This window comes from Clostridium sp. DL-VIII (assembly GCF_000230835.1).
In the GTDB taxonomy this organism is placed as follows: Bacteria; Bacillota; Clostridia; order Clostridiales; family Clostridiaceae; genus Clostridium.
Genome location: NZ_CM001240.1, coordinates 265,001 through 290,636, shown reverse-complemented (window position 1 = coordinate 290,636; position 25,636 = coordinate 265,001). Strand labels below are relative to the sequence as shown.

21 protein-coding genes, 7 tRNA genes and 2 rRNA genes (1 of these 30 only partly in view) are annotated in these 25,636 nt (G+C 28.8%); 4 read left to right on the top strand and 26 right to left on the bottom strand.

Translation table 11 applies throughout. The annotated features are described in order from the left end of the window. Positions 1–38: 38 nt before the first annotated feature. Entirely contained in the window at positions 39–893 is an 855-nt protein-coding gene (locus CDLVIII_RS31780) for an N-acetylmuramoyl-L-alanine amidase family protein (protein ID WP_035301630.1), read from the top strand. Between the two features lie 468 nt (positions 894–1,361). Here CDLVIII_RS31780 and CDLVIII_RS01375 read toward each other — a convergent pair whose 3' ends face one another. From CDLVIII_RS01375 to CDLVIII_RS01335, 9 genes are all read right to left on the bottom strand, one after another. Then, entirely contained in the window at positions 1,362–1,595 is a 234-nt protein-coding gene (locus CDLVIII_RS01375) for a hypothetical protein (RefSeq protein ID WP_009167680.1), read from the bottom strand. Between the two features lie 158 nt (positions 1,596–1,753). After that, on the bottom strand, positions 1,754–2,296 hold the full coding sequence (locus CDLVIII_RS01370; RefSeq protein ID WP_009167679.1) for a tyrosine-type recombinase/integrase: 543 nt from the start codon (positions 2,294–2,296) through the stop codon (positions 1,754–1,756). Positions 2,297–2,381: 85 nt separating this feature from the next. Then, entirely contained in the window at positions 2,382–3,749 is a 1,368-nt protein-coding gene (locus tag CDLVIII_RS01365; protein ID WP_009167678.1) for a phage major capsid protein, read from the bottom strand. 15 nt (positions 3,750–3,764) lie between these two features. Further along, entirely contained in the window at positions 3,765–4,136 is a 372-nt protein-coding gene (locus CDLVIII_RS01360; RefSeq protein ID WP_009167677.1) for a hypothetical protein, read from the bottom strand. A gap of 138 nt (positions 4,137–4,274) precedes the next feature. Then, positions 4,275–4,676, bottom strand: coding sequence for a hypothetical protein (locus tag CDLVIII_RS01355; RefSeq protein WP_009167676.1), 402 nt, complete (start codon positions 4,674–4,676; stop codon positions 4,275–4,277). A gap of 159 nt (positions 4,677–4,835) precedes the next feature. After that, entirely contained in the window at positions 4,836–6,596 is a 1,761-nt protein-coding gene (locus CDLVIII_RS01350; protein ID WP_009167675.1) for an ATPase, read from the bottom strand. Between the two features lie 300 nt (positions 6,597–6,896). Further along, a complete protein-coding gene (locus CDLVIII_RS01345; protein WP_009167674.1) occupies positions 6,897–7,190 on the bottom strand; it encodes a helix-turn-helix domain-containing protein in 294 nt (97 codons plus the stop codon). A 3-nt stretch (positions 7,191–7,193) separates the two neighbouring features. After that, the gene (locus CDLVIII_RS01340; protein WP_009167673.1) at positions 7,194–7,472 is read right to left on the bottom strand and encodes a hypothetical protein; all 279 of its coding nucleotides are present in this window, start codon (positions 7,470–7,472) and stop codon (positions 7,194–7,196) included. A 100-nt stretch (positions 7,473–7,572) separates the two neighbouring features. Then, positions 7,573–7,776, bottom strand: coding sequence for a helix-turn-helix transcriptional regulator (locus CDLVIII_RS01335; protein WP_009167672.1), 204 nt, complete (start codon positions 7,774–7,776; stop codon positions 7,573–7,575). 142 nt (positions 7,777–7,918) lie between these two features. Here CDLVIII_RS01335 and CDLVIII_RS29145 point away from each other — a divergent pair, with 142 nt between their 5' ends. After that, the gene (locus CDLVIII_RS29145; RefSeq protein ID WP_009167671.1) at positions 7,919–8,377 is read left to right on the top strand and encodes a helix-turn-helix transcriptional regulator; all 459 of its coding nucleotides are present in this window, start codon (positions 7,919–7,921) and stop codon (positions 8,375–8,377) included. After that, the gene (locus CDLVIII_RS01325) at positions 8,378–9,535 is read left to right on the top strand and encodes a site-specific integrase (RefSeq protein WP_009167670.1); all 1,158 of its coding nucleotides are present in this window, start codon (positions 8,378–8,380) and stop codon (positions 9,533–9,535) included. Between the two features lie 105 nt (positions 9,536–9,640). Here the strand turns inward: CDLVIII_RS01325 and CDLVIII_RS01320 are convergent. The 3 genes from CDLVIII_RS01320 to CDLVIII_RS01310 form a co-directional block, all read right to left on the bottom strand. Continuing rightward, positions 9,641–9,715: transfer RNA gene (locus tag CDLVIII_RS01320), tRNA-Arg, on the bottom strand. A 182-nt stretch (positions 9,716–9,897) separates the two neighbouring features. After that, positions 9,898–10,785 carry a HAMP domain-containing sensor histidine kinase gene (locus tag CDLVIII_RS01315; RefSeq protein WP_009167669.1) on the bottom strand — a complete coding sequence of 296 codons (888 nt, stop codon included), beginning with the start codon at positions 10,783–10,785 and terminating at the stop codon, positions 9,898–9,900. A 208-nt stretch (positions 10,786–10,993) separates the two neighbouring features. Beyond that, complete coding sequence (locus CDLVIII_RS01310) at positions 10,994–11,494, bottom strand: DUF1189 family protein (protein ID WP_009167668.1); 501 nt, start codon at positions 11,492–11,494, stop codon at positions 10,994–10,996. Between the two features lie 222 nt (positions 11,495–11,716). Between CDLVIII_RS01310 and CDLVIII_RS01305 the strand changes: the two genes are divergently transcribed. Then, positions 11,717–12,895, top strand: coding sequence for a L,D-transpeptidase (locus CDLVIII_RS01305; RefSeq protein WP_009167667.1), 1,179 nt, complete (start codon positions 11,717–11,719; stop codon positions 12,893–12,895). A 165-nt stretch (positions 12,896–13,060) separates the two neighbouring features. Here CDLVIII_RS01305 and addA read toward each other — a convergent pair whose 3' ends face one another. From addA to CDLVIII_RS01235, 14 genes are all read right to left on the bottom strand, one after another. Continuing rightward, complete coding sequence (gene addA, locus CDLVIII_RS01300) at positions 13,061–16,795, bottom strand: helicase-exonuclease AddAB subunit AddA (RefSeq protein WP_009167666.1); 3,735 nt, start codon at positions 16,793–16,795, stop codon at positions 13,061–13,063. 84 nt (positions 16,796–16,879) lie between these two features. Continuing rightward, positions 16,880–20,347: a helicase-exonuclease AddAB subunit AddB gene (addB, locus tag CDLVIII_RS01295; RefSeq protein WP_009167665.1), complete on the bottom strand. Its 3,468-nt coding sequence runs from the start codon at positions 20,345–20,347 to the stop codon at positions 16,880–16,882. 19 nt (positions 20,348–20,366) lie between these two features. Then, on the bottom strand, positions 20,367–20,858 hold the full coding sequence (locus CDLVIII_RS01290; protein WP_009167664.1) for a GNAT family protein: 492 nt from the start codon (positions 20,856–20,858) through the stop codon (positions 20,367–20,369). Between the two features lie 158 nt (positions 20,859–21,016). Continuing rightward, positions 21,017–21,107: transfer RNA gene (locus CDLVIII_RS01285), tRNA-Ser, on the bottom strand. A 35-nt stretch (positions 21,108–21,142) separates the two neighbouring features. Next, positions 21,143–21,233 (bottom strand) — tRNA-Ser (locus tag CDLVIII_RS01280). 213 nt (positions 21,234–21,446) lie between these two features. Further along, positions 21,447–21,537, bottom strand: a tRNA-Ser gene (locus CDLVIII_RS01275). A 37-nt stretch (positions 21,538–21,574) separates the two neighbouring features. Further along, positions 21,575–21,665, bottom strand: a tRNA-Ser gene (locus CDLVIII_RS01270). A gap of 126 nt (positions 21,666–21,791) precedes the next feature. Then, positions 21,792–22,022 carry a DUF1667 domain-containing protein gene (locus CDLVIII_RS01265; RefSeq protein WP_009167663.1) on the bottom strand — a complete coding sequence of 77 codons (231 nt, stop codon included), beginning with the start codon at positions 22,020–22,022 and terminating at the stop codon, positions 21,792–21,794. A 16-nt stretch (positions 22,023–22,038) separates the two neighbouring features. Continuing rightward, the gene (locus CDLVIII_RS01260; RefSeq protein WP_009167662.1) at positions 22,039–23,436 is read right to left on the bottom strand and encodes an FAD-dependent oxidoreductase; all 1,398 of its coding nucleotides are present in this window, start codon (positions 23,434–23,436) and stop codon (positions 22,039–22,041) included. Between the two features lie 2 nt (positions 23,437–23,438). Then, positions 23,439–23,960, bottom strand: coding sequence for a transcription repressor NadR (locus CDLVIII_RS01255; protein ID WP_009167661.1), 522 nt, complete (start codon positions 23,958–23,960; stop codon positions 23,439–23,441). 331 nt (positions 23,961–24,291) lie between these two features. Next, a tRNA-Ala gene (locus CDLVIII_RS01250) sits at positions 24,292–24,367 on the bottom strand. 1 nt (position 24,368) lies between these two features. After that, positions 24,369–24,445: transfer RNA gene (locus tag CDLVIII_RS01245), tRNA-Ile, on the bottom strand. Between the two features lie 12 nt (positions 24,446–24,457). Continuing rightward, a 5S ribosomal RNA gene (gene rrf / locus CDLVIII_RS01240) occupies positions 24,458–24,574 on the bottom strand. A gap of 113 nt (positions 24,575–24,687) precedes the next feature. Further along, positions 24,688–25,636, bottom strand: a 23S ribosomal RNA gene (locus CDLVIII_RS01235) (it continues 1,961 nt past the right edge of the window).

The window sequence follows — 25,636 nt, the reverse complement described above, 5'->3', positions numbered from 1 at the left end:
AAGATAAGGTTGATTATATTGTTAACGGAACTATTCCAGTGCTTCAATCATTCTCAAAAACTGCTGCTTCAGATACTGTAGATGGTATAAAATATTCTAAGGATTCAACAATTTATTTTGTTGCTGATAAAAAAGGTGTGGATCAAACTAGTTCTTTATTAGCATTACAAAATGGCGGCAAAATGAAAGCTAGTGCTAAAGCTCTTTGCAGTTTCTTAGGAGCAAATGGTACCATAAAAGCTGAAACAGTTACACCATCACATAAAAATAGTTTCAATTATTTAGATATTAGTGATCAAGATAGCTCAGACTATGACTCAGCTAGTATTGCTGATGCTGGTGGAATACCATACTTCACAAATGACGGATATATTATGACATGGGATGGAGATCATAGCTTTATAAAATTTGCTAAGGTAGACGCTGGATTAAACAATATCTCTACTTGTAGTAACACAAAGGTAGTTCTTTGGAGTCCTGATAAAGATATTTATTCCGTTATAAACGTTCCAAAAGCTGCTACTGGTACAGCAACGACTGCTACAAGCACAACTGCAACTACAGGTGCAGCTGCTACAGTAAGCACGGCTGCTACAAATGGTTGGACAAAAAATAGTGATAATACTTGGAGTTATTTAGAAAACGGAACTAAGAAGACTGGCTGGTTAAAAGATGGTAGTGCATGGTATTATTTAAAATCTGATGGTATCATGGCTACAGGATGGATAAACGACAACGGAACTTGGTACTATCTAGATCTATCAGGTGCTATGAAAACTGGCTGGATTAATGATAATGGAACATGGTACTATTGTACTGCATCAGGTAACATGTTATCTGATACAGTAATTGATGGTTATACATTAGGTGCTGATGGAGCTTGGATAAAATAATTGATCATTCTTATTAAATTATAGATATATAGCTGTTCCTTGAATTATTCAAAAAACTGCACACTGAATAAATCATCCTTCAGCAAAATAAAAAAATACTTAATCTTATTTACATGATTAAGTATTTCTATACAATGGCAGAGCGTGAAGGAATATAATCACACTTTTTAATAGTTTTTTATAGCTTGTACTATTCTTCATTAACCATTGATATAACTAATTCTACATACTTTTTATATTTAAATCATTTCTTACTTAATTTACTTTATTTTCAGAGAATAAGCCCCATGCAATCCCCTTTAACCTTCTAGAATATTATATCTTTTTCTTTATTCCAGTAAATATTCTTAAATCTCTACAAATCCTATTAAAAATGCCCCCCTTTAATTTCAAAATTTCGTTTGGAGGAAAATTGTTGTCCACTATACGGTCTCCAAAGACTGACCCCACACTTCTTTTATGGGGGGGCTATATGATAAACTCAAATGTTTTATATAAAAGAAATACAATGTAATCATCATGTACAGTATACGTATATGACATTTTATATTTATCAAATATACCTTTCTTATAAAGTCTATCTAATTCATTACCTAATTCTTGTCTATCATCTACATTAATATAATGTGTTCCACTATTCTTATTAATTATTTCATGCTCAATATTTACTGTTTTATTATCAGATATTAACTTTATATCCATACTAACTCCCCTTTAAATTGGTAATTGAATGTATCATTTCTATTAGGAACTATTACATTGACTTAATTGCCCTCTATATCCCTTTATTACTATGCTTATCCATACTCATATATTTTGAATGTATAAAAGTCTGTGAGTATTACATTCAATAGAATAAATTAAAACTTAACCTTATTGATTAATTCCCTATCACTCTTTAAGCCACTATAGATATATGCAAATACTTCTTCATTGCTCTTATGCCCTAACATTCTTCTGACAAAGTCTATATCCTTAGTATCATTGTATATGTGATATGCTCCTGTCTTTCTTAATGAGTGTGTTCCTATCCTATCAATGTTTAGGTATTCAGCCATATCATTTAATATTCTATATGCCTGTGTCTTAGTTATTGGTTTATTCCTTCCCTTTCTACTCTTTATTAGATAATCATATTTAGGCTTACACTTACAATACTTATCTAATAATTTCTTTAAGTCTGTTCTTATAGGTATCTCAATGACTTCTTTAGTTTTTATTTGCCTTTTCCTTATTGTAGTCTTACCATATACATCCACTACTTTTAAGGCTAATATATCTGATATTCTTAATAAGGTCTTTACTCCCAATTCAAACATTATCATATCTCTTTCGCTTCTGTAGTTTAAATACTCCCTACATTCCTGTATCTTTGATTTATCTGTAATGGCATATACCTTCATCTTATCACCACACTTTCAAAATAAAGCCATTACTTAATAGCAATGACTTTACTTTTATATAATTAAATTATTAAAATTGAAAGGCTTATTTAATGCCTGTAATCTTGCATATATGCTTAGGTCTTGTTGTCTTGCAATCCAACATACTGTATATTTGGAAGGCAATCAAACCTTTCTTTAGGCACTCTGTATCTTCAATTATTTTGATTTGTATATTATTTTGAATACCTATTAACATTGCCATTGGGTCAAATACTAAGGAGTCACTACCATTAGTGGTGTCATACTTTAATTGATTACTTACTATTTGTTGTAAGTCTGTTACTGCCTTTGGTGCTGATAGATATTGACCGTCATTTGTCTTTAATAGGCTCAATAATTCTTCTGTTTCAGCATTTATACCATATGCAGTTGGATTCCCGTTTGCTTGTCTTACTTTGCTGATAGCCTTTATAAAATCATCATAGCCACCACCAGTTGTTGCTGATATTGAATTAATTGCACTATCGTTCATTATTCCCCCTGGGGCGAATGTTTCAAAGCCTGTATTGTCTGCATTTGCTTGACCATATATAAATGCTTTATCTATTGTATTTGCCATTGCTTGGGCAAATACTTGTCTTATTATTTGATCTAAATTTGTACTTGAATTTATGCTTTCAAGTGATACATAAGCATATCCGTAAACTGTTTTTGCTTTTAACTCTACACTATCTAGTTCAAAAGAACCTTCTGCCCCTTCTGTTCCCTCTGCTTTAAATGCAAAGGTTGGGTCTGTTTTTACCCTTGAAATTGTCATGTTATTACTTTCCATTGGAACTACTGGAACACCTGCATTTGTAAATAATGATAAATTTCTTGCTAAATCTATTATGTTCGCACTTAGAACCTCTGGGATTAATACACCCGTTGAGGTTGTAGTTACTATATTTTTAAATTCTTGATTACTCCACTTTCCAGTAACCATTCCTTTTATTACTGTGCCTAATGCTCCATCTTGATTTAATAACTCTTTTGTCCTTTCATCTGATACACTAACTCTATCTGCTAATTTATCAGCCTTGTTTAAAAATAAGTTTGACACTTTATTTTCCCCCCTTATTGAATCACCTATTGAATCTATTACCACACCATTTTTTATATCTACACTTTTAGAATATATATCTGTTACCCTGTGGTTGTCTTCCAATGCTCTTCTATTTGCTTGTTCTAATGCACTTTCATTTGGGTCAATTAATGAATTGATATAATTTTCAAAATCACTTTTATATTTTTTATCAAGTTCTTTATTTTCATTATCCAGTTTATCAATTTGATTGAATAAACTATCGACCTTCTCCTGATCTGCTTGTGTCATTTGATTTTTTTCATTAACTTTTCTCATTATTGTTTGTGCTTCATTTAATAGTTTGCTTCGTTCTGCTTTATACTCTTTATATTTCTTAAAATCCATTGTTTCACCTTCTCTTTACAGAAATTTTGTTTTTTCTTGTAAATAATGAAGTTGTATTTGTGATAAAACCATTGATAATAAATATTTAGCAGTTCCTTTATCTGAATTTTTAACATCTCCTAAAGCATTTGACATGTCTTTTAATAAATCTCTTAATACTTCAAGTTCTTTTTCTTCATTTTCAAGTTCTGAAAAATTATAAGAAACTGTTTTTATTCCTTTTTCTTCATTTTCAATTTTTTTAATAAAGTCTTCTAATGCACCTCTAACTATTGTTGAATTATTGACTTCTGCACCTAATGGAGTTTTCTTTTTCACTTCTTCAACTGTACTTTTTAATTTTTCTTCTAATTCGTCTGATAATCTTACGTTTATTGATGTTGCCATCTTATCACTTTCCTTTCTTTGTTAAATTCCAATTTTTATATTTTCATTTTATACCACATTGTTTTATTTGTAAAGCATTGTTTTACAAATATTTTTTTGTATACAATATAAAGGTGTTCATGACGAACACCTTTATATTTATTTATATATTTTATTAAATCTTTCAAATGACTTTGTTATAGTATTTTTTATACTTTTTCTATTCTTATACAATTCATTAGCTGTTTGGGAAATACTCTTTTTTTCTATAAATACCATTTTAATTACTTCTTTTTCATGTGGTTCTAACATGGATAAAATGTTATCTACTCTTTTATTAGCAATTTCGTTAATTCTTATTTTCTTTTCTAACGTTTCAATTTTATTCATAGCAGAATCATTGTTTTTACATTTGATTGATGTTTGAACCTTTTCATCATAATTAATTACCCCTATTTCATATCCTAATCTTAATTCTTCAATTTTTAACCTCATATCCTCGTTTTCAATTTCTCTTAGTCTATATAATAATAAGTCCTTTTCTATATTATTTTGATTCATGTAAAAATCCTCCTTTATTATTTACAAAGCAACAATAAAGGTGTATAATCATGTTGCGAATATGAATAGTATACCTTTATGGTTGCTATTTTTTTTATATTATTTAATATTTCTATTAAATCGAGCTTGTCCTCTTAGCAATTCAATTTAATAGAAATGCTATCTCAAAAATGTCACTCCATTAATCACATAATATTTTCTATTACTTGAACCATCTGATTTTCTGACCCTTTCAATATTTTCGTAGCCTTGCTTTTCTTTTAACTTATTAACAAAATAGTTATATCCCTTTGCAGTTCCAATTATATTTTCTGGTATTATATTTATTAAATTATCTTCTTCACACATCTTAATATAAGCCTTTTCAACTTCTTCACATCCAATATAAAACCCTTCTACTGGTACTATTATTTCGTTTGAAAACTTCAACAATGAATCTAACTCTTTAATATTCTGCATTGTATCTTCTTTTATGATATTAGGAATAGTTAAAGTTTTATTTATTAAGCCAATTGCTCTATAGATAAAATACGAGAATACATAATCAAAATTTTCTTTAATTTCTTCCTTATAAAAGCTTGCATTTCGCTTTTCTATTGGAATCTTATTTATGAATTTTATAAACAATAATCTTCTGTTTACCGCATCATCATAGTTTGTAAATTGCGGAATATCATTAGTATCAATTAATAAATCTAATTTTTGTAAATCTACATCTATTAACTTTCCTCTTGTTGGTCTTGCCTTTTCTGTTGAATTTGATAGGATATTTTTAAATTTTGCTTGGTTAATAATATCTGTTGTATCTCCTTCACTTGATAACCCAAAAGATTTATTATCTAATGAAACAAGTAAATCATCTCTTGAAACATCATCATTGCCTTTATGTCTTGTAGTAAAATATGTGTATGGGATATTTACTGCATTGTCTTCAAATAAATCCTTAACAATATTTTTAAATGTTGATTTCCCTGTTGCTCCTCCACCTATCATAAATATTGCTAATTGCAGATTTTTTCCTAACATTTTGTAAGCAATTAAATCTAATATAAATTCAAGCCTTTCATTGCCTAGCACATTTTTATATAGCTTCAATCTATCCTCAACAAATCTTAAAGAATCTTTTTTATCTATAAGGTTATATTTTGATGTATTCAAAATCAAATCATTTCTACATGATTTTTTTATTTCTCCTTTGTTTAAGTCAATTATCAATCCATTTTTTGAACATAATATATTTTCATTTCTTTTATGATATCTTAAATTTATACTATATACTTCATCACGTTTAAGCTTATCTAATGCCTCACTTACACGGTTTTTATTATCCCATGAATTAACCTTTTTAGTTAACTTTGAAAAATCATCTTTTTCCATATTCATCATATTTTTTTCTAATTCAAAATTACATTCCTTAATAAAATTATTGTAAACTATTCGCCCTTCTTCTTCTGTTAACATTATCCATGAGTTCCCATTCCATTTTATAAATTTATATTCATTAGATGAATTTATGATAGCTTTAAAGTTTCCACCTACATATGATATAAAAGCTTTTTTACTGTCCTCATAACTTACTAAAGGAATACTTACGCACTGGTCTACATTGCCAATTATTCTTTCTATGAATGTTTTAAAATATATTTCTGATTTAGTATCAAGTGAATATTGTGTTATTTCACTATATTTTTGAATTGCAGTAAGTTCCTTAACAACATTAAAATTTTGTAGCATATTCTCGCTATCGTTGTAATTAATTAAAATACTTGAAATAATATCAAATTCATTACTTGGAAATTCAATTTTATTTTCAAGTAATAAATTCTTATATTCTTCTCTAGCTGAAACATTAGAATACATATAAGAAAGTGCCACAACGCATATTTCTGATTCCTCTAAATCAAATTTAACTTTTTTCAAATACTCACCATCTTCCTATTGATAAATATATTTTTCAATGTAAAAAATCACTGTCTATTTGTCAAATACTCTAAAACCATTGCTATTACTAGCTTTACCATAGACAATATAATAAATATAAATTTGTCTATGGTTGTCTACTTATTTTAAATAATAAATTTAAAATATAAATCCAATCCTAGACACTTATAGACAAACAAAAAAATGTTTATATGTCTACTTTAAAAGCTTGATATTACTAACTTTTTATCTTTTTAGACAAGTAGACAAGTTATTTGAATAATCAAAAAAAATATATATTTATAAATCAATAAGATTATCTAAATTACTTATCATCCCTTTAATTGCCTTAAATTGATATTCATAAGATTTTATCTTACTTTCTAACTGTGCTATTTTTAAATCCTTCTTTAGCATATCGTCATTACTCTCTATTCCTAAATATTTATTTAAATCAGTTCTAGTAACTAAATATTCCCTTCCGTTTTTAGTTGCTTTTAACTTTCTTTCCCTAACATGCTTTTGAATAGTTGATAGTGGCAATCCTGTTTCCTCTGCAACTTGGAACAATTTTAATAGTTCATGCTTTGCCATAAATTATTCCACCTCTTTTCTTTCTGTTTCTCCAATATATCCAATACACTCATTATCATCATTTTTTAGTGAGTAGCACCATTTAAACACACTTATTATATTAGGTGGACGTCTTACTTTTGCTAATTTATCTTTGTATAAGTCCACTATTCCACCATGAAAAAATATTTCTAATTGTCCATCATCATAACTTATAACATTGTAGACCTTGCCTTTTACCAGTATGTTAGAATTAGAATAATAAAATGTGCCTTTTAGTAATTGCTCTTTTAATTCTTCCATGCTTCACTACCTCCATAATTTATTTATGTAAATCATTGCAATTTACTTTTGTCATCTCTCTGCATTGTCATTTTAGGATTTTATAGAAATGATATTTTATTTATTCTTCATCTGAAAAAAATAAATCTTGAACAGAAATACCAAGTATTTTTGATAGTTTTTTCATAGTTTCTATTTTGGGCTCTCGTTTTTCAGCTTCATAATTTTGTATTGTACTCACAGTAACACTTAATTCTTGAGCCAATTTTTTTTGAGTATATCCTTTTTCAATTCGTTTTAATTTTATTTTCAATCCATATTGCACACATGCCCCTCCTTTATTGCACACTTTAAGTGTGCTCTTATTTATTAATATACACCCACTAATAGTGTGTGTCAATGCTTTTTTTATATTTTTTCTGTACTTTATGTGTGTGTTAGTATACAATTATTTTGAGGTGATAATTTTGATTATTGGTAGTAAGATAAAAGAACTAAGAAAAGAACGTAATTTTACACAAAAGGATTTAGGAGAATTACTTGGTTTATCTGCTAGTACAATCCAAAAATATGAACTAGAGCAACGTGAACCAACACTTGAAACACTAAGTAAAATGTCTGAAATCTTTGAAGTCCCACTTGATACTTTTAATAAAAAATATATTTCTATGTCCCAAAGCTTTAAGGATTCAATAAATCGTTTAAAAAAAGCAGAGCAACAAGCAGATTCCATTGATAATACAGAAAATGTAATAAAAGAATATCCCCATTCAATAAAAAATGCTAAAAGATTTGTATTGAAAAATAGTTTTTCAGTTGATGTAGATTTACTTACTGACAACCAGATTGAGGAACTTTTTACTTCTATTGATTTCGCAATTAAATTAAAACTTGAAGAATTCAAAAATAGTAAGGCTGGTGAATAGATGGCAAGTTATGAACAATTATCAAAATATAATTGGAAAGCTACTGTAAGCCTAGGATATGAAAGTGGAAAACAAATCAAGACACGAAAACAGGGTTTTAAAACAAAAAAAGATGCTGAAAAGTGGGTTACTGATACTTTAGGTAAAAAGCATAAAGGATATATTGCACCATCAACTAGCAATATATTATTTAAAGATTATATAAATAAATGGTTTAATGAATATAAGGTTTTAAATGTTAGCCTTAACACTAAAAACGACTATATATACAGAATTAACGCTCATGTAATACCTATGATTGGAGATTATAAACTTAATGAATTAACTACTTCTATTATCCAAGATTTTTATAATAAATTAATAAGCGAAAAAAACATGAAGCCAGTATCTGCAAAAAAAGTATATGATATTGTTAATGGCTGCTTAAAATATGCAAAAAAATCAAAGTTAATTTATGATCTACCTACAGACATTGAAAAACAAAAATTAGAAAAGCCTTCAATTGAGTTTTGGAGCAAAGAGGAAATTGACTTTTTCTTAAGTGAAATAAAAGAACATTACTTATATACTCCAATATTCTTAGACGTTCTTACAGGCTTAAGAATAGGTGAATTGTGTGGCTTACGTTGGAGTGATGTTGACTTAGATAATGGGTTTATAGAAGTTAATAGTCAAGTTATACAAGATAGAATCAATAAAGAATTGATATTATCATCACTTTTAAAAACCTCTACAAGTCATAGAATTATTTCTATCCCACCAGTATTAATTGACCATTTAAAAGCAATTAAAGAAGAAAGAAATGCTTTAAAAGGTGACTTTGTTATTTTAAGTCGTGAAGGTTTTATGTGTAATCCCCGTAATGTATCAATGAATTTTACTAAAACAGTTTCAAAATATAAGCAATCACTTGAAGATATTGAGAAAGAAAATAAAACCGTTCCTGAAAATTATATGCAACTTAAGCAAATATCATTTCATGGATTACGGCACACTCATGCAACATTATTAATATTCAATGGTGAAAATATAAAGGTGGTATCTGATAGGCTTGGTCATAGAGATATAAGCATAACATTAAATACTTATACCCATGTCATGGACGATATGAAAAATAATACGGCTACACTGTTAAATAACCTCTTCAAAAGTTCTTGAATAATCCCTTAAAAACTTTCTTAAGAAGAATAATCCCCAAACAATCCCTATTTTAAGCATAAAAAAGGCTTAACCCTAATAGCTAAGCCTTTCTTTTTACTAAACTGGCAGAGCGTGAAGGAATCGAACCCTCAATGTACCGTCCGTAGCGGTATGTTATATCCGTTTAACTAACGCTCCATATAACTTTTAGCAACATGTTTATATTATCACAAGCTACTACAATAATCAAGTTTATAATATTACATAACATTAAATTTATAATATTTCTCTTTATTAATTAAATATTACTTACAATATAAGTTATCTAAAAAGATTATTATACACTTTTATATAACTTATATTGTCCTATTCACAATTAATTATAAATAAATATCTGAAAATTCAACTTCAAGCACTTCCACTTTGCTTTTAGTATTTAAATATTTATTTCTGCTATCCTTGCACTCCTCTACAATTTCTATGGGTAATTTAATTATAAATTCAGAGCCTCGGTTTTCTTCACTTTTAAGTTCTATACTTCCGTTGTGAGCCTTTGTCAAATATCTAACTAAATCCAATCCTATTCCGCTTCCAGAATTCTCATTTCTTTTATTTCTTGATGATTGAATGAATCTATTAAAAATAGTATCCTGCTCCTCCTTGGGTATTCCCATTCCCTCATCTCTTATAGATATAGTTATTTGATTTATGCTTTTCCATGCATTTATATATATACTGCTTTCTCTTGGAGAAAACTTTATAGCATTTGAAATTAAATTCATTATTATTCTATCTATAGCTTCTGGATCAACTGCCATAATACATTCTTCAACATTTGTATCAAAAACTAAAGATATATTCTTCTGCTTTGCATATTTATCTATAGAAGATATATCCCATTCTATTAAATTAATTATATCTAAATTCTCTCTTTTAATGTTATAATGCCTTTGTTCTAATTTTGTAGTATCTATAAGATTATTTATGAGCTTTAAAATTTTATAAGCATTTCTTTTTATAATATCAATATGTTCTAAAGAATCCTTATAATCATCTTTATAACATTGTACAATACTTAAAATTATATTTAATGGTGATCTTAAATCATGAGATATATTCAAAATAAAATCTTCTTGAGCTTTTTTACATTCTGACATTTTAGTGAGTTTATTAATTAATTCTTCTTTTGATAACTTTTTTAGTTCCTCCATATCAAATATATATTCATTATTTGTCTCACTGTCTCTAAAAACATTAACCTCAACCATCTTTAAATCCCCTTTTGTTTTTTACTTTTTTTACCATATACCTTTAATATATAATATCATATTCTCCGCCAGTGAACAACTCCATCTTAAATAAATTTTAATTATAATAGTTAATTATTATTAGTAAAAATGTAATAAAAATATTGAATGATTATTTAATATTGAACAAAATCTAAGGTCTAATAATATTTAGAAATTATATATTGACTTAGTTATGACCACTTTTTGAATCAATGTTATTTATAATTTCATCTTTTATATACTTTAATATTAGTAATACATATGTTAGCGTGCCTGCTATAAACATGGAATCAAAATTTATACCTGGATTTATTGTTTCTAATGCAGTTTGTATTATGAGTGGTAATGTTGCTGCATATAAAGTTACTGAATATAACGCTATATATTTAACTACCATTTTCATAAATATAGTGAAAATAGAAGCAATAACTACTACAAGTAAACAATTTATTAGTAAATTAATAAGTATACTTTCAAAATTACTAACAATTAAATATATGATAGAATTTAATTCAAATTTAATATTTTTAGGCCAAATATATATGCTTTTTATTCCCGATAAAATTAAGGTAAGTAATATTACATAAAAAATTGATCTAAGTATCCCCTCTTTGGCATATCTGGAAAATACCTTTATATCATATATAGATGTTATAACCTTTATAAAAAAATTAGTTTTATTATTCATGTTACCTCCAAATCAGTATTCCTTAGTTTCATTAGTTATACTCAATATATTAACACATATTAAAATTAGTTAAAACGTCAAGGTTTATTATTTGTTTTTATTGTCAATATTATATGTGAAAGATAATATATGTTATTAAAAACATTTATTATAAATGCTTAGAAAATGTTTTTATAATTAAACTTTTTTAATAACTTAGTCACTCAATCAGGGGGCGTTTTTTTGAAAGCAAATAGACTTTATTATAGTAAAACAAAAAATATCAAAATCTCAAAAGCAGTATTTTATATTTCTCTATTGCTTGGCATTCTATTATACTGTTTATATGAACACCATAACTACACTGTATTATTAGATACTTTTAAAACAAATTTTAATGATTATAACTTCTCTGAAGCAAATAATTTATTATTAACTAAACAAAATTTTAATCCGTTCAAATTATTTTTAGCTAATATGGATGTTTCTAAGTATTTTAATTCCAAAATTACGGAATTATCAGACAGTATAAATAATAACAAAATATCACCTGAAGACGCTTTATTACAGCTTAAAGAAATTAAAAGATATAACATTATAGCTGATGATGAATTACATAATATTTCAGATTCAATGGACTTAATTAAAGATTCAAATAAGAATTATGCTGATGCCATAAATTATTTTGATAATGAGCAATACGTCGAGGCAATAGCATGTTTAAAAAAGGTTTCAGCTTTAGATTTAAATTATCCAAAATCATTGATATATATAGATAAATCTAAAAACGCATTAAAAGATTCATTATTTAATTATTGTGACTCTTTAGTCAATAATGATCATTATACTGAAGCCTTATCAAAAATTTCTGATAACAGTAAAATTTTAGGTAATGATGCTGATATAGAAGCAAAAATAACTGACATTAAAACTAAACAACAAGAATACCTAGATAAAAATTCTGCTGTCGCTGAGGCTTCTTCTCGTGCATTAACAACCGTAATATCACCAAGTAACATTAATACATTAAATATTCAAAGTGATACATCTTATCTTATTAATGTAAATATAAAAAACCAAAAAACATATATTTATAAAGGAAAAGCTGATAATTGGAAATTAGTTAAAACTTGTTCTTGTTCTACTGGAATATCTGGAGAGGATACACCTTCAGGGTCCTTTTCAATTCAAGAAAAAGGTGATTGGTTCTTCTCTGATAAATATAATGAAGGTGGAAAATACTGGACTCAAATTACAGGAGATATCTTATTTCATTCAGTTCCATTTAATAAAGATAAAACTAATGTTTTAGATTATACGATGAATAAACCATCATCTCATGGTTGTATTAGACTTTCACTTGATGATGCCAAATGGATTTATAATAATATTCCTAAAGGAAGTAAAGTTATAATAAAGTAAATATCTTGATAATTTAATATATATGTTACAATTGATTTTCTACATTTAACATTTAGATATTTACTTAGCGGATAGACATCCTAAATGTAATTTTATTATCGCAACATATATATGCAATGTAAAAAAGCAAGGTTACAAATATAACTCTTGCTTTTAACTTAAGTTTTATAGTACTTCAAATTCCTTTTCTAAAGAAAATGAATATAGATACTTATATTTAACTGCCCTTCCTGTCATTTTAAATATGGCATTGCTATAATACTCTAATTGTTTAATATATTTCTGCTTAAATTCTTCTTCCTGACCTTCTTTTATATAATCAGTTTTATAATCCAAAAGAATAAGCTCTCCATTATATTCAAAAAAACAATCAATTATTCCCTGCAATCTAACATTCTCATCTTTATATTTATCATCTAAAGTTTTATCTACCTCTAAACTGCTTATTTCAGTATAAAATGGTACTTCTCTATAGATTTTTTCTCCTCTTTTATTTATTTCAAGAATTTTGCTTCCTAAATTAGATTTGAAAAAATTCAATATTTTATAAGGATTTATTGCTTTTAACTCTTCCTTAAGTAAAAATTCTTCTTCAAATAATTTTTGTAGCTGTTCACTAATTTCTGCTACTGATGAAACTCTATTAAAATCTATTTTTTTCATTGCAAAGTGAACTGCCGTACCCCTTTCAGATGGAGTTAACCCCTTTTTTTTCTGAAGAAATTTAGGAGTTGTTATAATCTTTTCCCTGTAAGTTTCTTCAGTATCATAATTTTCTTCTTCATTTCTTCTCTTTAAATCTGAAACTGAAATATTACTTTTAAGAGTAGTTAATGCCTTTAACTGATACTCATATGATAGTCTCCTATTTATCTCCTCATTAACGGCTTGATCATTTAAATTTACATATGCCATTGAGTCAAACTGATCTTCTTCATTTTCACTATCTGAATCAGATTTAATAATTAGATCATTTTTATTCCAAAAATTTATTTCCCACTTGGATATGTCATCACTTAATCCCTCACATGAGACTCCTATTTTTTCATTAAATACATTTCCTGCGTTATGATGACACAATGCCATGCAAAGCCAATCTAAATATGATCTCCCTTTTAATACTTCAGAAGGTAAAATTCGAGCCTTATCTAAAGATGCTGAATTTATCCATCTTTCTACTGATTTTTCAATATTGGCAGTTGTACCTGTCATGATTAACTTTTCCTTTGCTCTAGTACATGCCACATAAAGTATTCTCATTTCTTCTGATAATGTTTCGAGTTTCATTTTCTTTTTTATAGATTCCTTAGCTAATGTTCCAATGCTAAATCTTTTTTCTAAATCTACAAATTCAGGTCCAAATCCTAAATCTTCATGATATACTATGTCCTTATTTAAGTCCATCAAATTAAAGTTTTTACCAATTCCACATAAGAATACTACTGGAAACTCCAATCCTTTACTTTTATGAATACTCATAATTCTAACTACATCTTCATTTTCTCCTAGTATTTTGGCACTTCCCATGTCTCCGGAAGATTTTTTAAGTTTATTTATAAAATTTATAAAATTAAATAATCCCTTAAAACTTGTTTTTTCAAATTGTCTTGCTCTTTGAAATAATATTCTTAAATTTGCTTGTCTTAATACACCATTAGGCATAGCCCCAACATATCCATAATAAGCAGTATCCATATATAAGTACCATATGAATTCATCAATTGCCATATAAATTGATTTTTTTCTCCACTTATCAATATTATCAATTAAATATTTACACTTATTTATTAACTCTTTTGAATACTGTCCTTCTCCAGATTTAAAATCTTCCTTGCTTATACACTTTATATTCTCATAAAAGTAACTTTCTTTATTTACTAGCCTTACTTCACTTATCTCCTCTGCTGAAAAACTGATAATTGGAGATCTCATTATTGCTATCATCGGAATATCCTGCATTGGATTATCAATTATTTTTAATAAAGAAATTATTGTTCTAATCTCAATAGATTCAAAATATCCTGATCCTGTATCTGCATATACTGGAATTCCTTCATTCCCTAATTCATCTAGTAGTGTTTCAGACCAATTCTTTGTTGCCCTGAGAAGAATTACAATATCTCTATATTTTAATGGTCTATATTCTCCAGTTTCCTTATCTATAACATTAAATGTTTTCTCTCCACTTTGTGACATTAATTCTCTAATCTTTCTTGCCACAACTCTTCCCTCTAACGCAACATTACTTATTTCTTCTTGATCATCTTCAATATCTTCTGCTGCTTCTTCTTCATGATTTTTATCCACTATATTGACCTCTATTGATCCGCCAGCAATTACATTATCTTGGCTTACTTCTTTATAACTAGCACCTAAATTTAGTGCTTCTTCATCTGTATATTCTAGCTCTCCAACAGTTTCAGACATTAGCTGCTTAAACAGATAATTTACACCATCTATAACTTCTTTTCTGCTTCTAAAATTTTTATATAGCTGAATCTTTCTGTTATTACCTTGATCTATATGATAAGTATTATATTTTTCAATAAATAATTCAGGTTTTGCCTGCCTAAATCTATATATACTTTGTTTTACATCACCAACCATAAACACATTAGGATTATCATACTCTTTTCTAGATACTAAATTTATTATTGTTTCCTGTACATTATTTGAATCTTGATACTCATCAACAAGTACCTCATCAAAGTATTCCTTGAATTCTACTGCTACCTTAGATGGTATTATATTATTATTTTCATCGTAATCAATTAATACTTTTAAACATAAATGTTCCAAGTCATTAAAATCTAGTATATTTCTTTCTCTTTTTCTTTTTCTGAATCTTTCATCAAACTCTAAAACAATTTCTGTTAACTTTTTAATATATGGATATGAACCTTTAATATTAAGCAGCATTTGCTCTGGAGTTACTGCAAACGTATTATTAATTAATTCAGATATTTTCTTCTTAATATCGTCTCTTATTTTTTTTACAAGATTTTGAGAACTTTCATCTGAAACCTTATCTTTTTTAATAGTCTTCAATCTAGAAAAACTTATGCACAATAATGAGTTGTAAATTGCCTCAAGCCCATTATCAGTAGATTCGTAAGCTTTTTTTATATCTATTAGTTCATTTGTAAAATTATCTAAATATGCTTCTAGACCATCTATCTTATTAATTATTTCAATGGCTTTTTCCATCATTTTAATATGGCCTTGAACTTCAATTCTAATACTTTCAATAAGAACTTTTACCCATTTTGTCTGATTCAGTTCTCCTAATGTATTGATATTGAAAATTTCTGCATTCTTATTAAGCCATTTTTCAGGCCATGGACCTGACATAGTAAAATTATGTAAATCTAAAACTAAATCCCTAAGGTTATTATCATTCTTATAGCTGCTAAATGCTTCAACCAGATTAATAAATTCAGTATCCTCTTCATCATATTTATCTTCAAAAAGTTCTTCCATAACTTCATTCTTAATTAATATACCTTCCGTTTGATCTCCAATTCTAAAAGATGGGTCTAAATCTATTCTATGATAGTTATTTTTTATTACATCTAAACAAAATGAATGCATTGTAGTGATATTAGTTCTATTTAATAATGTTAGCTGTTTTTGAAGATTCTTAGAATTAGGTTTTCTTTCTAACTCTTTTGATATGGCATCAGCAATTCTCTCTCTCATTTCTGCTGCTGCTGCATTAGTAAATGTCACAACTAATAATTTATCTATATCAACTGGATTCTCATCATTTGTAATTATTCTAATAATTCTCTCTACCAATACAGCAGTTTTACCAGAGCCTGCTGCTGCTGCAACTAAAAGATTGCAATTTCTTGTTTCAATTGCACTTAACTGTTCCTTAGTCCATTTCGTTTCTCCCATATATTATCTCTCCTATCACTATCTAAAGCTGTTCAAATTATAATTTAGTATTTATAGACTATAAGCTATTTTAATAAAACATTCTCACGAATCATTTTCTTCCCGTAAACAACTTATAGAACTTTTTATATTGTTCCAAATTTCATTTGAAGATTTCTTTGAAACTATCTTATATTTATTATCCTTTATTGTCGTATCAAACTGGCATATTGACGAAAAATCACAATATTCACAATATGTTCTATTGGCATTTTTAATTGGTTGTATTTTAATTTCTCCACTCAGCATCTCTTCACATAAATCTATCATTTTTTTATTAACGTACTCTCTAAGTAATATAAATTCTTCTTCTGTAACTACGTCACTATTAGATTTAAAATCTCCATCATTTTTAAATGCAGCTGGTATAATTAATGAATATCCATCAATATCCTTATCCATCGCTCTAACAACCCTAGCATCCTTTAAAACTAATCCTCTCATTTTCAAAGCACTTAGAACCTCTTCTTGTACCTGTTCTGTTGTCATTTCTTTATTTCCCTTTATTATAGGGTCATCTATTTTAAAATATAATATAGCACCAGGCTTCACTTGCTTCTTTAATATATATTTAGAATTTTTAATAAGAGCATCTAAATAAACTAATAGTTGCATTTGTAATCCATTATAAAGTTCATTTAAATCAAGTTTATTAGAACCAGTCTTATAATCTACAACTCTAATATAAGTTTCTCCATCTAAATCCAATGTATCTATTCTATCTATTCTTCCTTGAAGATATACTTTTTCTTTTGAGCTTAATTCTAATGTTATGGCTTCCCCTGATCTATAGTCTCCAAAATTAAATTCTGTTTTGAATACTTCAAATTCACCTTTTCCTATTTGATTTGCAATAACTGAGACAGATTTAGAGATTACCCTTTTAAACCTTTGAGCTAAATATCTAAACTTTTTTGAACTATTTAATATGGAGTTATCGTCAGAAATTAATTTTTTATCAATAAGACTAGACACTATATCTTTGCACTTCTCATTGTTTAATTCAGACCACAGAATACCCTCTTCTCTAATTTTATTCGTAAATGAATCTAACATTTCATGTACAAATGACCCTAAATCTGGTGGTGTAAATTCGTATACTTTTCTGTTTTTAGCTTTAAGTCCATATTGAACAAAATATGAAAATGGACATTCAGCATACTTTTCCAATCTTGAAACACTAAATACTAACTTTCCCATGTCATTTTGATAAAGCTTTTTAAGCTTACTTCGAGCAATCTTATCACCTACATTAGAATATTCAAGACCTTTAAAGATGCTCTTAACTTTTTCCTTAAACTCTTCCTTCTCACTAAACCAACTATATACGTCTGGCCAATATTCTTCTACATCTTCTTTATCAAAATCCTTTCTCATCGCAAGTATAAGTTCATTAAATGTTGGAATTGGAGTATTAATTTTATTAAACTTATCTTTTTCATTACCTAAATCATAAATATCACTTTCTTCTACTAATCCAGGCAATATTTTTTTGATTCTAGGTATCACTATAGATGGTCTTAATGATTTACCTTCAAAATCAGACATAGGATACGATAATAATAAATATTCACTACTTATTGTTAATGCTATATATAGTAAATATTGCTCCTCAAATACCTTGCTCCTGGTTGTTGATGATAAACTTACACCTATTTCGCTTAATATTCCCCTATCTCTATCTGATAGTATTCCTTCTTCCTTTTTAGATGCTGGCAGTACACCATCATTTATTCCTACTATATAAAGAACCTTAACATCTCTACCTTTAATTCTTGCTATATCTCCAATATTCACCTGATCTAAAGCAACTGGTATAACTCCAATTTCCTCATTTGAGAACCCTGAATTTAATATTTTAAAAAATTCAAAGCTATCTAATTTTTCATCTCCAATTACATCTACTGCCTGATCTAAAATCTCTATAACTATACCTTCAACTTGACTATATTCCTTAACTTTATCTTCTAAACCAATTTCCTCAAAAGCTTCTATCCATTCATTTATTCTCTCAAAAGCTTTTAAGTCAACTAAAAACTCATAAATCGCCGTACATATATCCCTAACATTATGCTTTCCGTCTATTTTGTTATGAAAAGTTATTAAGGGAATTCTTATTTCCTCCATAATTTCAGATATTAATATTTTCTCATCCGTTAATTCTTCATTATTATTAAACCATTTTTCATTAATTATCTCTTCTACAGTCCACTTATATCCTTTTACTCCATGTTCAAGCACGAAGTTTTCTAAAATATCTATATATGAGTTATCTATACCAGTTAATCCACTTTTCAAATATTTAAATACACTCTCATAAGACCAATTTTTAAATAAAATTTCAAAAGCTGAACTTATAAGTACTATTAATGGATTACTTAACAACTGAATCTTTTTATCTAAGAAATACGGTATATCATAATCTTTAAATATTACTGATATTATTTTTTGATAATCATCTATATTTCTACAAACAACAGATATATCTTTATATCTATATCCTTTATCCCTTACAAGTTCAATAATACTTCTCGCTACCCGCTCAATTTCATCGTAAATATTATTTGCTTTATATAGCGCTACATTATTACACTTATCTCTATATTCTGTAAATGGATAAGTAAAGAAATATTTTTCAATGTGTCTAAGCTCCGCATTACTTTTAAATCTATATGGTATAGTATTATTTAAATAAATAGGTCTATCATAAGCTATGTTATTATCCTCTATTATCTTCAATATCTTATTTTCTGTGTTTTTTACTATATTAAATACATCAGTTATATCTTCGTATTTATCATCTATAGATTTACTACTATCCATACAAAGAGTTATATTTACTCTCTTGCATCTCTTGGCTAACAATCTTATAATTTCTAATTGTTGAGGTGTAAAACTATTAAATTCATCTATCCATACTTCTGAATCTACATATGCGTCAGATTCCGATAACTTTTTTTCTAGTAATGTTAATTCATCATCTCCATCAATATAATTTTCATGCATCTTTAAATTAAATGCTTCATAGACTACTGCTAATTCCTTGATTTTTTGCACTAATTCATAATCATTTATTTTTCCATCTAATGCTTGCAGACTATCAATATTAACATTGTATTTCTTAAATTCAGAAATTACTTCAGAAATTACTTTATTGAATCCTTGCTCTCCTGATATTTTTTTAAAATAATCTAAAGAATCTATCGTTTCATTTAGCACTCTATGAATTAACATGTTTCGTCCAGACTCTTTTATTATTTCTTTGACACGTCCACCGTATTCTTCAAAAATTTCATGTGCCATTTTTTTAAAACTTAATACTTCGGTTCTTAAAAAAGCACGTTCTCCAATAGCTTTTAACATTTTATTTTCTGTAGTGAATGTATATTGCTCTGGAACTAATAAAATTAATTTGTTTTCTCCTATTCCCTCACCTATTTTAACTTTTATATCATTAATACAAAATTGACTTTTTCCTGTCCCTGCTCTTCCATAAATAAATCTTATACTCATATGTGCTATACCTCACCTTTTAAATATCTGCTAATTCTTTTTTACCTATTCCCATAATTATAGTATCAACATATCTACCATTTATATAAACTTTATTTCTCTTTATTCCTTCTTCTACAAATCCGCATTTCTTATAGCAATTTACTGCTCTTAAATTATACTTTATAACTTCTAACTCAACTCTTATAGCATCTAATTTCCCAAACAAATATCGTATAAGCGTCCTTATAGAATCCTGACCATATTTCTTTCCCCAATACATGCTTCCAATGGTTATTCCAATAGAATATATTCCTTTGCAATCATTACTCTCCTTATATGTTATAAATCCAACTAAAACATTCTTTTCATTAATTATACTTAGCGCCTTCCTTAAACTTTTATTGCCACTTTGTATATCATTAGGTATCGTATTATATAATTTAACATTTTCATCATTAAATAATCTATATAATATCAAAATATCTCTCTTTTGTAACGTTCTCAAATATATATTATAACCTTTAAGCATGATTCACCTTCTTTAGCAAATTGGTGTACTAATTTTATTATAATATTTTAATTCTAAAATTTAAATTTATTGCGTCAATTTTTAATTATATTTATTAAATGTTTGTATTATAATTTTTTGAACAACAAAAAAAACATCTAACATAATGTTAGATGTTTTGGCGGAGGATCCGGGATTTGAACCCGGGCGCCAGTTACCCGACCTACGCCCTTAGCAGGGGCGCCTCTTCAGCCACTTGAGTAATCCTCCACGTGCCCTCTATTATTTTTACTTTAAAAATAATGTGGCGGAAAGATAGGGATTCGAACCCTAGGTACGCTTACACGCACGCCGGTTTTCAAGACCGGTGCCTTAAACCAACTCGACCATCTTTCCGTAACTCACAAAACTTATTATACCAAGCAAGACTATACCTGTCAATATTTTTATTCGAATAATTTTAGCAAGATTCACAATCTTAATTTTTTTAATACCTTTATAAATTATTAGAAAATCAATTTTTTTATATGCAGGAAAATCTGCTTAACATATTGTGTGTTTCTACTACTTTCAAAAATAAAAAAACACCTAACCAACGTTAGATGTTTTTGGCGGAGGATCCGGGATTTGAACCCGGGCGCCAGTTACCCGACCTACGCCCTTAGCAGGGGCGCCTCTTCAGCCACTTGAGTAATCCTCCACATGCCTTCTAATTTTTTATTTTTTAGAAAAAAAAATGGCGGAAAGATAGGGATTCGAACCCTAGGTACGCTTACACGCACGCCGGTTTTCAAGACCGGTGCCTTAAACCAACTCGACCATCTTTCCACGTCTCACGACAAATATGATTATAACAAGGATTTATATTTATGTCAACTATTTTATTATATTTTCTTTTGTTAGTTTTATTTTAATTATAAAACTAACATGCATCATTGTACCTATATACTAAATTTAAGACGAAATCTTTTTAGTGCAAACAATATCTACACCAGTATTCATAATATTTTTGCATATAATGTCTCCAATGTTAATAGGTGTACTTGCATAAATCCTGCTAAGAACTTTAGAAAATTCCCTCCATAAGCCTTTCTCTATTGGCTTATTACTCTTTACTGATACAACCTTATAATTTTGATTACCTTTTATTCTAACTACACTAGTAAATACATCCTTATTTCCCATTCTTAATCCCCCTTACTCAAATTTCATTGAATTCCTTAATTCTTCCTACTAAGATATTGGAATCCATAGAATCATCTACTATACTCAAAATACTTTTATCCATTTCTCTGGCTAAAATTTTTATAATTCTCATATTACAATACGAACCGTTACAGCTCCCTACTCCTATTCCAGTACGCCTTTTTACTCCTTCAACAGTTCTTGCTCCTAAAGGTCTTCTTATGGCGTCGACAATCTCACCTTCTGATATATTATTGCAATTACAGACTATATTTCCATAGCGGCTATCTACTGAAATTATCTTATTTCTCTGCTCCTTAGACATATTTCTAAATATATATACATCTCTTTTCTTATCAATAAAATCTCTCTTTTTAGTTATATTCATATTTACTTTAAGTTTCTCCTCTATGTCTTTAGCGATAGCTGGTGCAATTGTTATTTGAGCATAGTGATTTCCTGAAATTCTCATATACCCCATTTCTACATTACTATTATCTATAAGAATATTATTCCCACTATATATTTCTGTAAATATATTAGTTATCAATTCTTTATCTATGTATTTCAATATATTTTTGGATAGCATCAATTCTTCCTCTAATCCTAAACACTTATTACTCTTAATTGCTATTAAATTTCCTTTTGATGACGTCGTAGGCATATTTATTATGAATGTATCTTCATCTATATCATCAATAACAATAGTATTTATATCATTCTTTAATCTTTCATTTAATAGTATATAATTTATTCTCTTATTCTTTGCTTCATTTTGAGCTTCATAAAACGTTCCATTTGAAAACTCATTCGGAATTGTATTGATTACAAATTTACATGTAAACTTATTTTTATTAGTAGTTACTTTAAATCCCTTAGATATATATTTTATATCTATAACTTCTTCCTCTAATCTAAAGTTTACACCATTATCTGCCGCTACCTCTGCATAAGAAATTGCTAGATTGTATGGAGAAATTATCGCAGTATTTTCTGAATATAATGCTTTATTTATATTAGTTTGCAAATTAGGTTCTATATCATAGATGGCACTGTCTTCTATTATATGAACAGAATCTATCCCTCTTTCCACAGCTCTTTTATTTATTTTATCAAGTACATCAGATCTAGCATCATTTGATGTTATTCTTAATGATCCCACTTTTCTATATGCAACACTAAACTTTTTACAATGCTCTTCGATTAATTTTCTTCCGACGCACTCTAATTTAGCTATAGTACTATCATCTGTCTCTGATCCATCATAAATAATTGCTGTATTAGCAAAGGATATATCATTTGCTATATCATAGTCCTTTTCAATCAACGCTATATTTATATTGTATTTTGAAAGTTCATATGCTATCGCACATCCAATTATTCCTCCACCTAAAATTAACACATCATAGTCCATTATTAATCCTCCAAATCTGATACAATAAAATTGCGTTTTCTAAGTTCTAATATGATTAAATCAATATCTTCTTGACTTTCTGCTGCTATTGTATGAATATGAACACCATTAGTTAATGCTGATAGCAATTTTGCCTTTTGCTCATTATATTTTTGAATGAACTTATTCAACTCATTGTAATTTTTAATCATAAGCATCCCTTTTATTTCTCCGTATAATGGATGCTCTACTATAACGTCTTCAACTGTTCCTCCATATTTAATAACTATACTTAATTCATCAAACATTTCTTCTTCTGTATGGGTTACCGCAATAATAGCTCTGACTTTATGCTGATTTGCATTTATTATATATCCATCTGGAGTTGCAATTATATTCTGCCCTTCAGCTCTAAGAATAGCTATATCTTTTACTATAACCTGTCTAGTTACAGAATACTTTTTAGCTATAATACCTCCTTTTAATGGTTCATGATTTTCTAATAATAACCTTATTATATTCTCTCTTCTCTCATTAGAATTCATATTTGCCTCCCTTGCCGACTGCAATTATTCCCCAAAATAAAATTAGTACTATAATAATATAATCATATTATTATATACACTCTCTATATTATTATAACATTTGAACAGATTTATATTACCTTAAAATAATTCTCATAATTTCATTATAGTTTAAATTTTATTCGAATCAATAATAGTATAAATTTGTTTTTGAATTTTGTATCGTTATTAAAATTAGACTAATCATAAATTTATATAAATCATTCTATATTTACTGTAAATGTATACTTCTCAGGTTAATTTAAATAATTATATAACAAAAAAAGTTATGAATTACTCCATAACTTTTTAATGGTGGAGATAAAGAGATTCGAACTCTTGACCCCCTGCGTGCAAGGCAGGTGCTCTCCCAACTGAGCTATACCCCCATGGTGGACCTTCAGGGACTCGAACCCTAGACCTACCGGTTATGAGCCGGTTGCTCTAACCAACTGAGCTAAAGATCCCTTTTATATTTTACCTGGCAACGTCCTACTCTGCCACACAGTCTCCCATGCAGTACCATCGGCGCTATAGACCTTAACTTTCCTGTTCGGAATGGGAAGGAGTGTTACCTCTATGCCATCATCACCAGATTATCACAAGAAATATTATACTTAGTAATATATAACATGTCAAGTGCTTTGAAAGAAATTTATTCTTTCAAAATTGCACATAGCTACTTAATGTATTTACAACTTGATTTATATTGGTCAAGCCCTCGACCTATTAGTATCAGTCAGCTAAATATGTTACCATACTTACACCTCTGACCTATCAACCTTGTAGTCTTCAAGGGGTCTTACTAGCTTATGCTATGGGAAATCTCATCTTGAGGTGGGCTTCACACTTAGATGCTTTCAGCGTTTATCCCTTCCCGACTTAGCTACCCAGCTATGCTTCTGGCGAAACAACTGGTACACCATAGGTCAGTCCATCCCGGTCCTCTCGTACTAAGGACAGCTCCTCTCAAATTTCCTACGCCCGCGACGGATAGGGACCGAACTGTCTCACGACGTTCTGAACCCAGCTCGCGTGCCGCTTTAATGGGCGAACAGCCCAACCCTTGGGACCTACTTCAGCCCCAGGATGCGACGAGCCGACATCGAGGTGCCAAACCTCCCCGTCGATGTGAACTCTTGGGGGAGATCAGCCTGTTATCCCCGAGGTAGCTTTTATCCGTTGAGCGATGGCCCTCCCACGAGGTACCACCGGATCACTAAGCCCGACTTTCGTCCCTGCTCCACTTGTAAGTGTCGCAGTCAGGCTCCCTTCTGCCTTTGCACTCTTCGAACGATTTCCGACCGTTCTGAGGGAACCTTTGGGCGCCTCCGTTACATTTTAGGAGGCGACCGCCCCAGTCAAACTGCCCACCTAACAATGTCCTGTCACCAGTTTCATGGCATCCAGTTAGAACTTCAATACTATCAGGGTGGTATCCCAACAACGACTCCTCCAAAGCTGACGCCCTGGTATCCCAGTCTCCCACCTATCCTGTACAGACAATACCGAAATTCAATGCTAAGCTACAGTAAAGCTCTACGGGGTCTTTCCGTCCAATCGCGGGTAGCGAGCATCTTCACTCGCACTACAACTTCGCCGGATTTGCAGTTGAGACAGTGCACAAGTCATTACGCCATTCGTGCGGGTCAGAACTT

Coding starts and splice junctions, on each gene's coding strand:
- CDLVIII_RS01375 (WP_009167680.1), bottom strand. CDS start 1,595: ATGGATATAAAGTTAATATCTGATAATAAAACAGTAAATATTGAGCAT.
- CDLVIII_RS01370 (WP_009167679.1), bottom strand. CDS start 2,296: ATGAAGGTATATGCCATTACAGATAAATCAAAGATACAGGAATGTAGG.
- CDLVIII_RS01365 (WP_009167678.1), bottom strand. CDS start 3,749: ATGGATTTTAAGAAATATAAAGAGTATAAAGCAGAACGAAGCAAACTA.
- CDLVIII_RS01360 (WP_009167677.1), bottom strand. CDS start 4,136: ATGGCAACATCAATAAACGTAAGATTATCAGACGAATTAGAAGAAAAA.
- CDLVIII_RS01355 (WP_009167676.1), bottom strand. CDS start 4,676: ATGAATCAAAATAATATAGAAAAGGACTTATTATTATATAGACTAAGA.
- CDLVIII_RS01345 (WP_009167674.1), bottom strand. CDS start 7,190: ATGGCAAAGCATGAACTATTAAAATTGTTCCAAGTTGCAGAGGAAACA.
- CDLVIII_RS01340 (WP_009167673.1), bottom strand. CDS start 7,472: ATGGAAGAATTAAAAGAGCAATTACTAAAAGGCACATTTTATTATTCT.
- CDLVIII_RS01325 (WP_009167670.1), top strand. CDS start 8,378: ATGGCAAGTTATGAACAATTATCAAAATATAATTGGAAAGCTACTGTA.
- CDLVIII_RS01315 (WP_009167669.1), bottom strand. CDS start 10,785: ATGGTTGAGGTTAATGTTTTTAGAGACAGTGAGACAAATAATGAATAT.
- CDLVIII_RS01310 (WP_009167668.1), bottom strand. CDS start 11,494: ATGAATAATAAAACTAATTTTTTTATAAAGGTTATAACATCTATATAT.
- addA (WP_009167666.1), bottom strand. CDS start 16,795: ATGGGAGAAACGAAATGGACTAAGGAACAGTTAAGTGCAATTGAAACA.
- addB (WP_009167665.1), bottom strand. CDS start 20,347: ATGAGTATAAGATTTATTTATGGAAGAGCAGGGACAGGAAAAAGTCAA.
- CDLVIII_RS01290 (WP_009167664.1), bottom strand. CDS start 20,858: ATGCTTAAAGGTTATAATATATATTTGAGAACGTTACAAAAGAGAGAT.
- CDLVIII_RS01265 (WP_009167663.1), bottom strand. CDS start 22,022: ATGGGAAATAAGGATGTATTTACTAGTGTAGTTAGAATAAAAGGTAAT.
- CDLVIII_RS01260 (WP_009167662.1), bottom strand. CDS start 23,436: ATGGACTATGATGTGTTAATTTTAGGTGGAGGAATAATTGGATGTGCG.
- CDLVIII_RS01255 (WP_009167661.1), bottom strand. CDS start 23,960: ATGAATTCTAATGAGAGAAGAGAGAATATAATAAGGTTATTATTAGAA.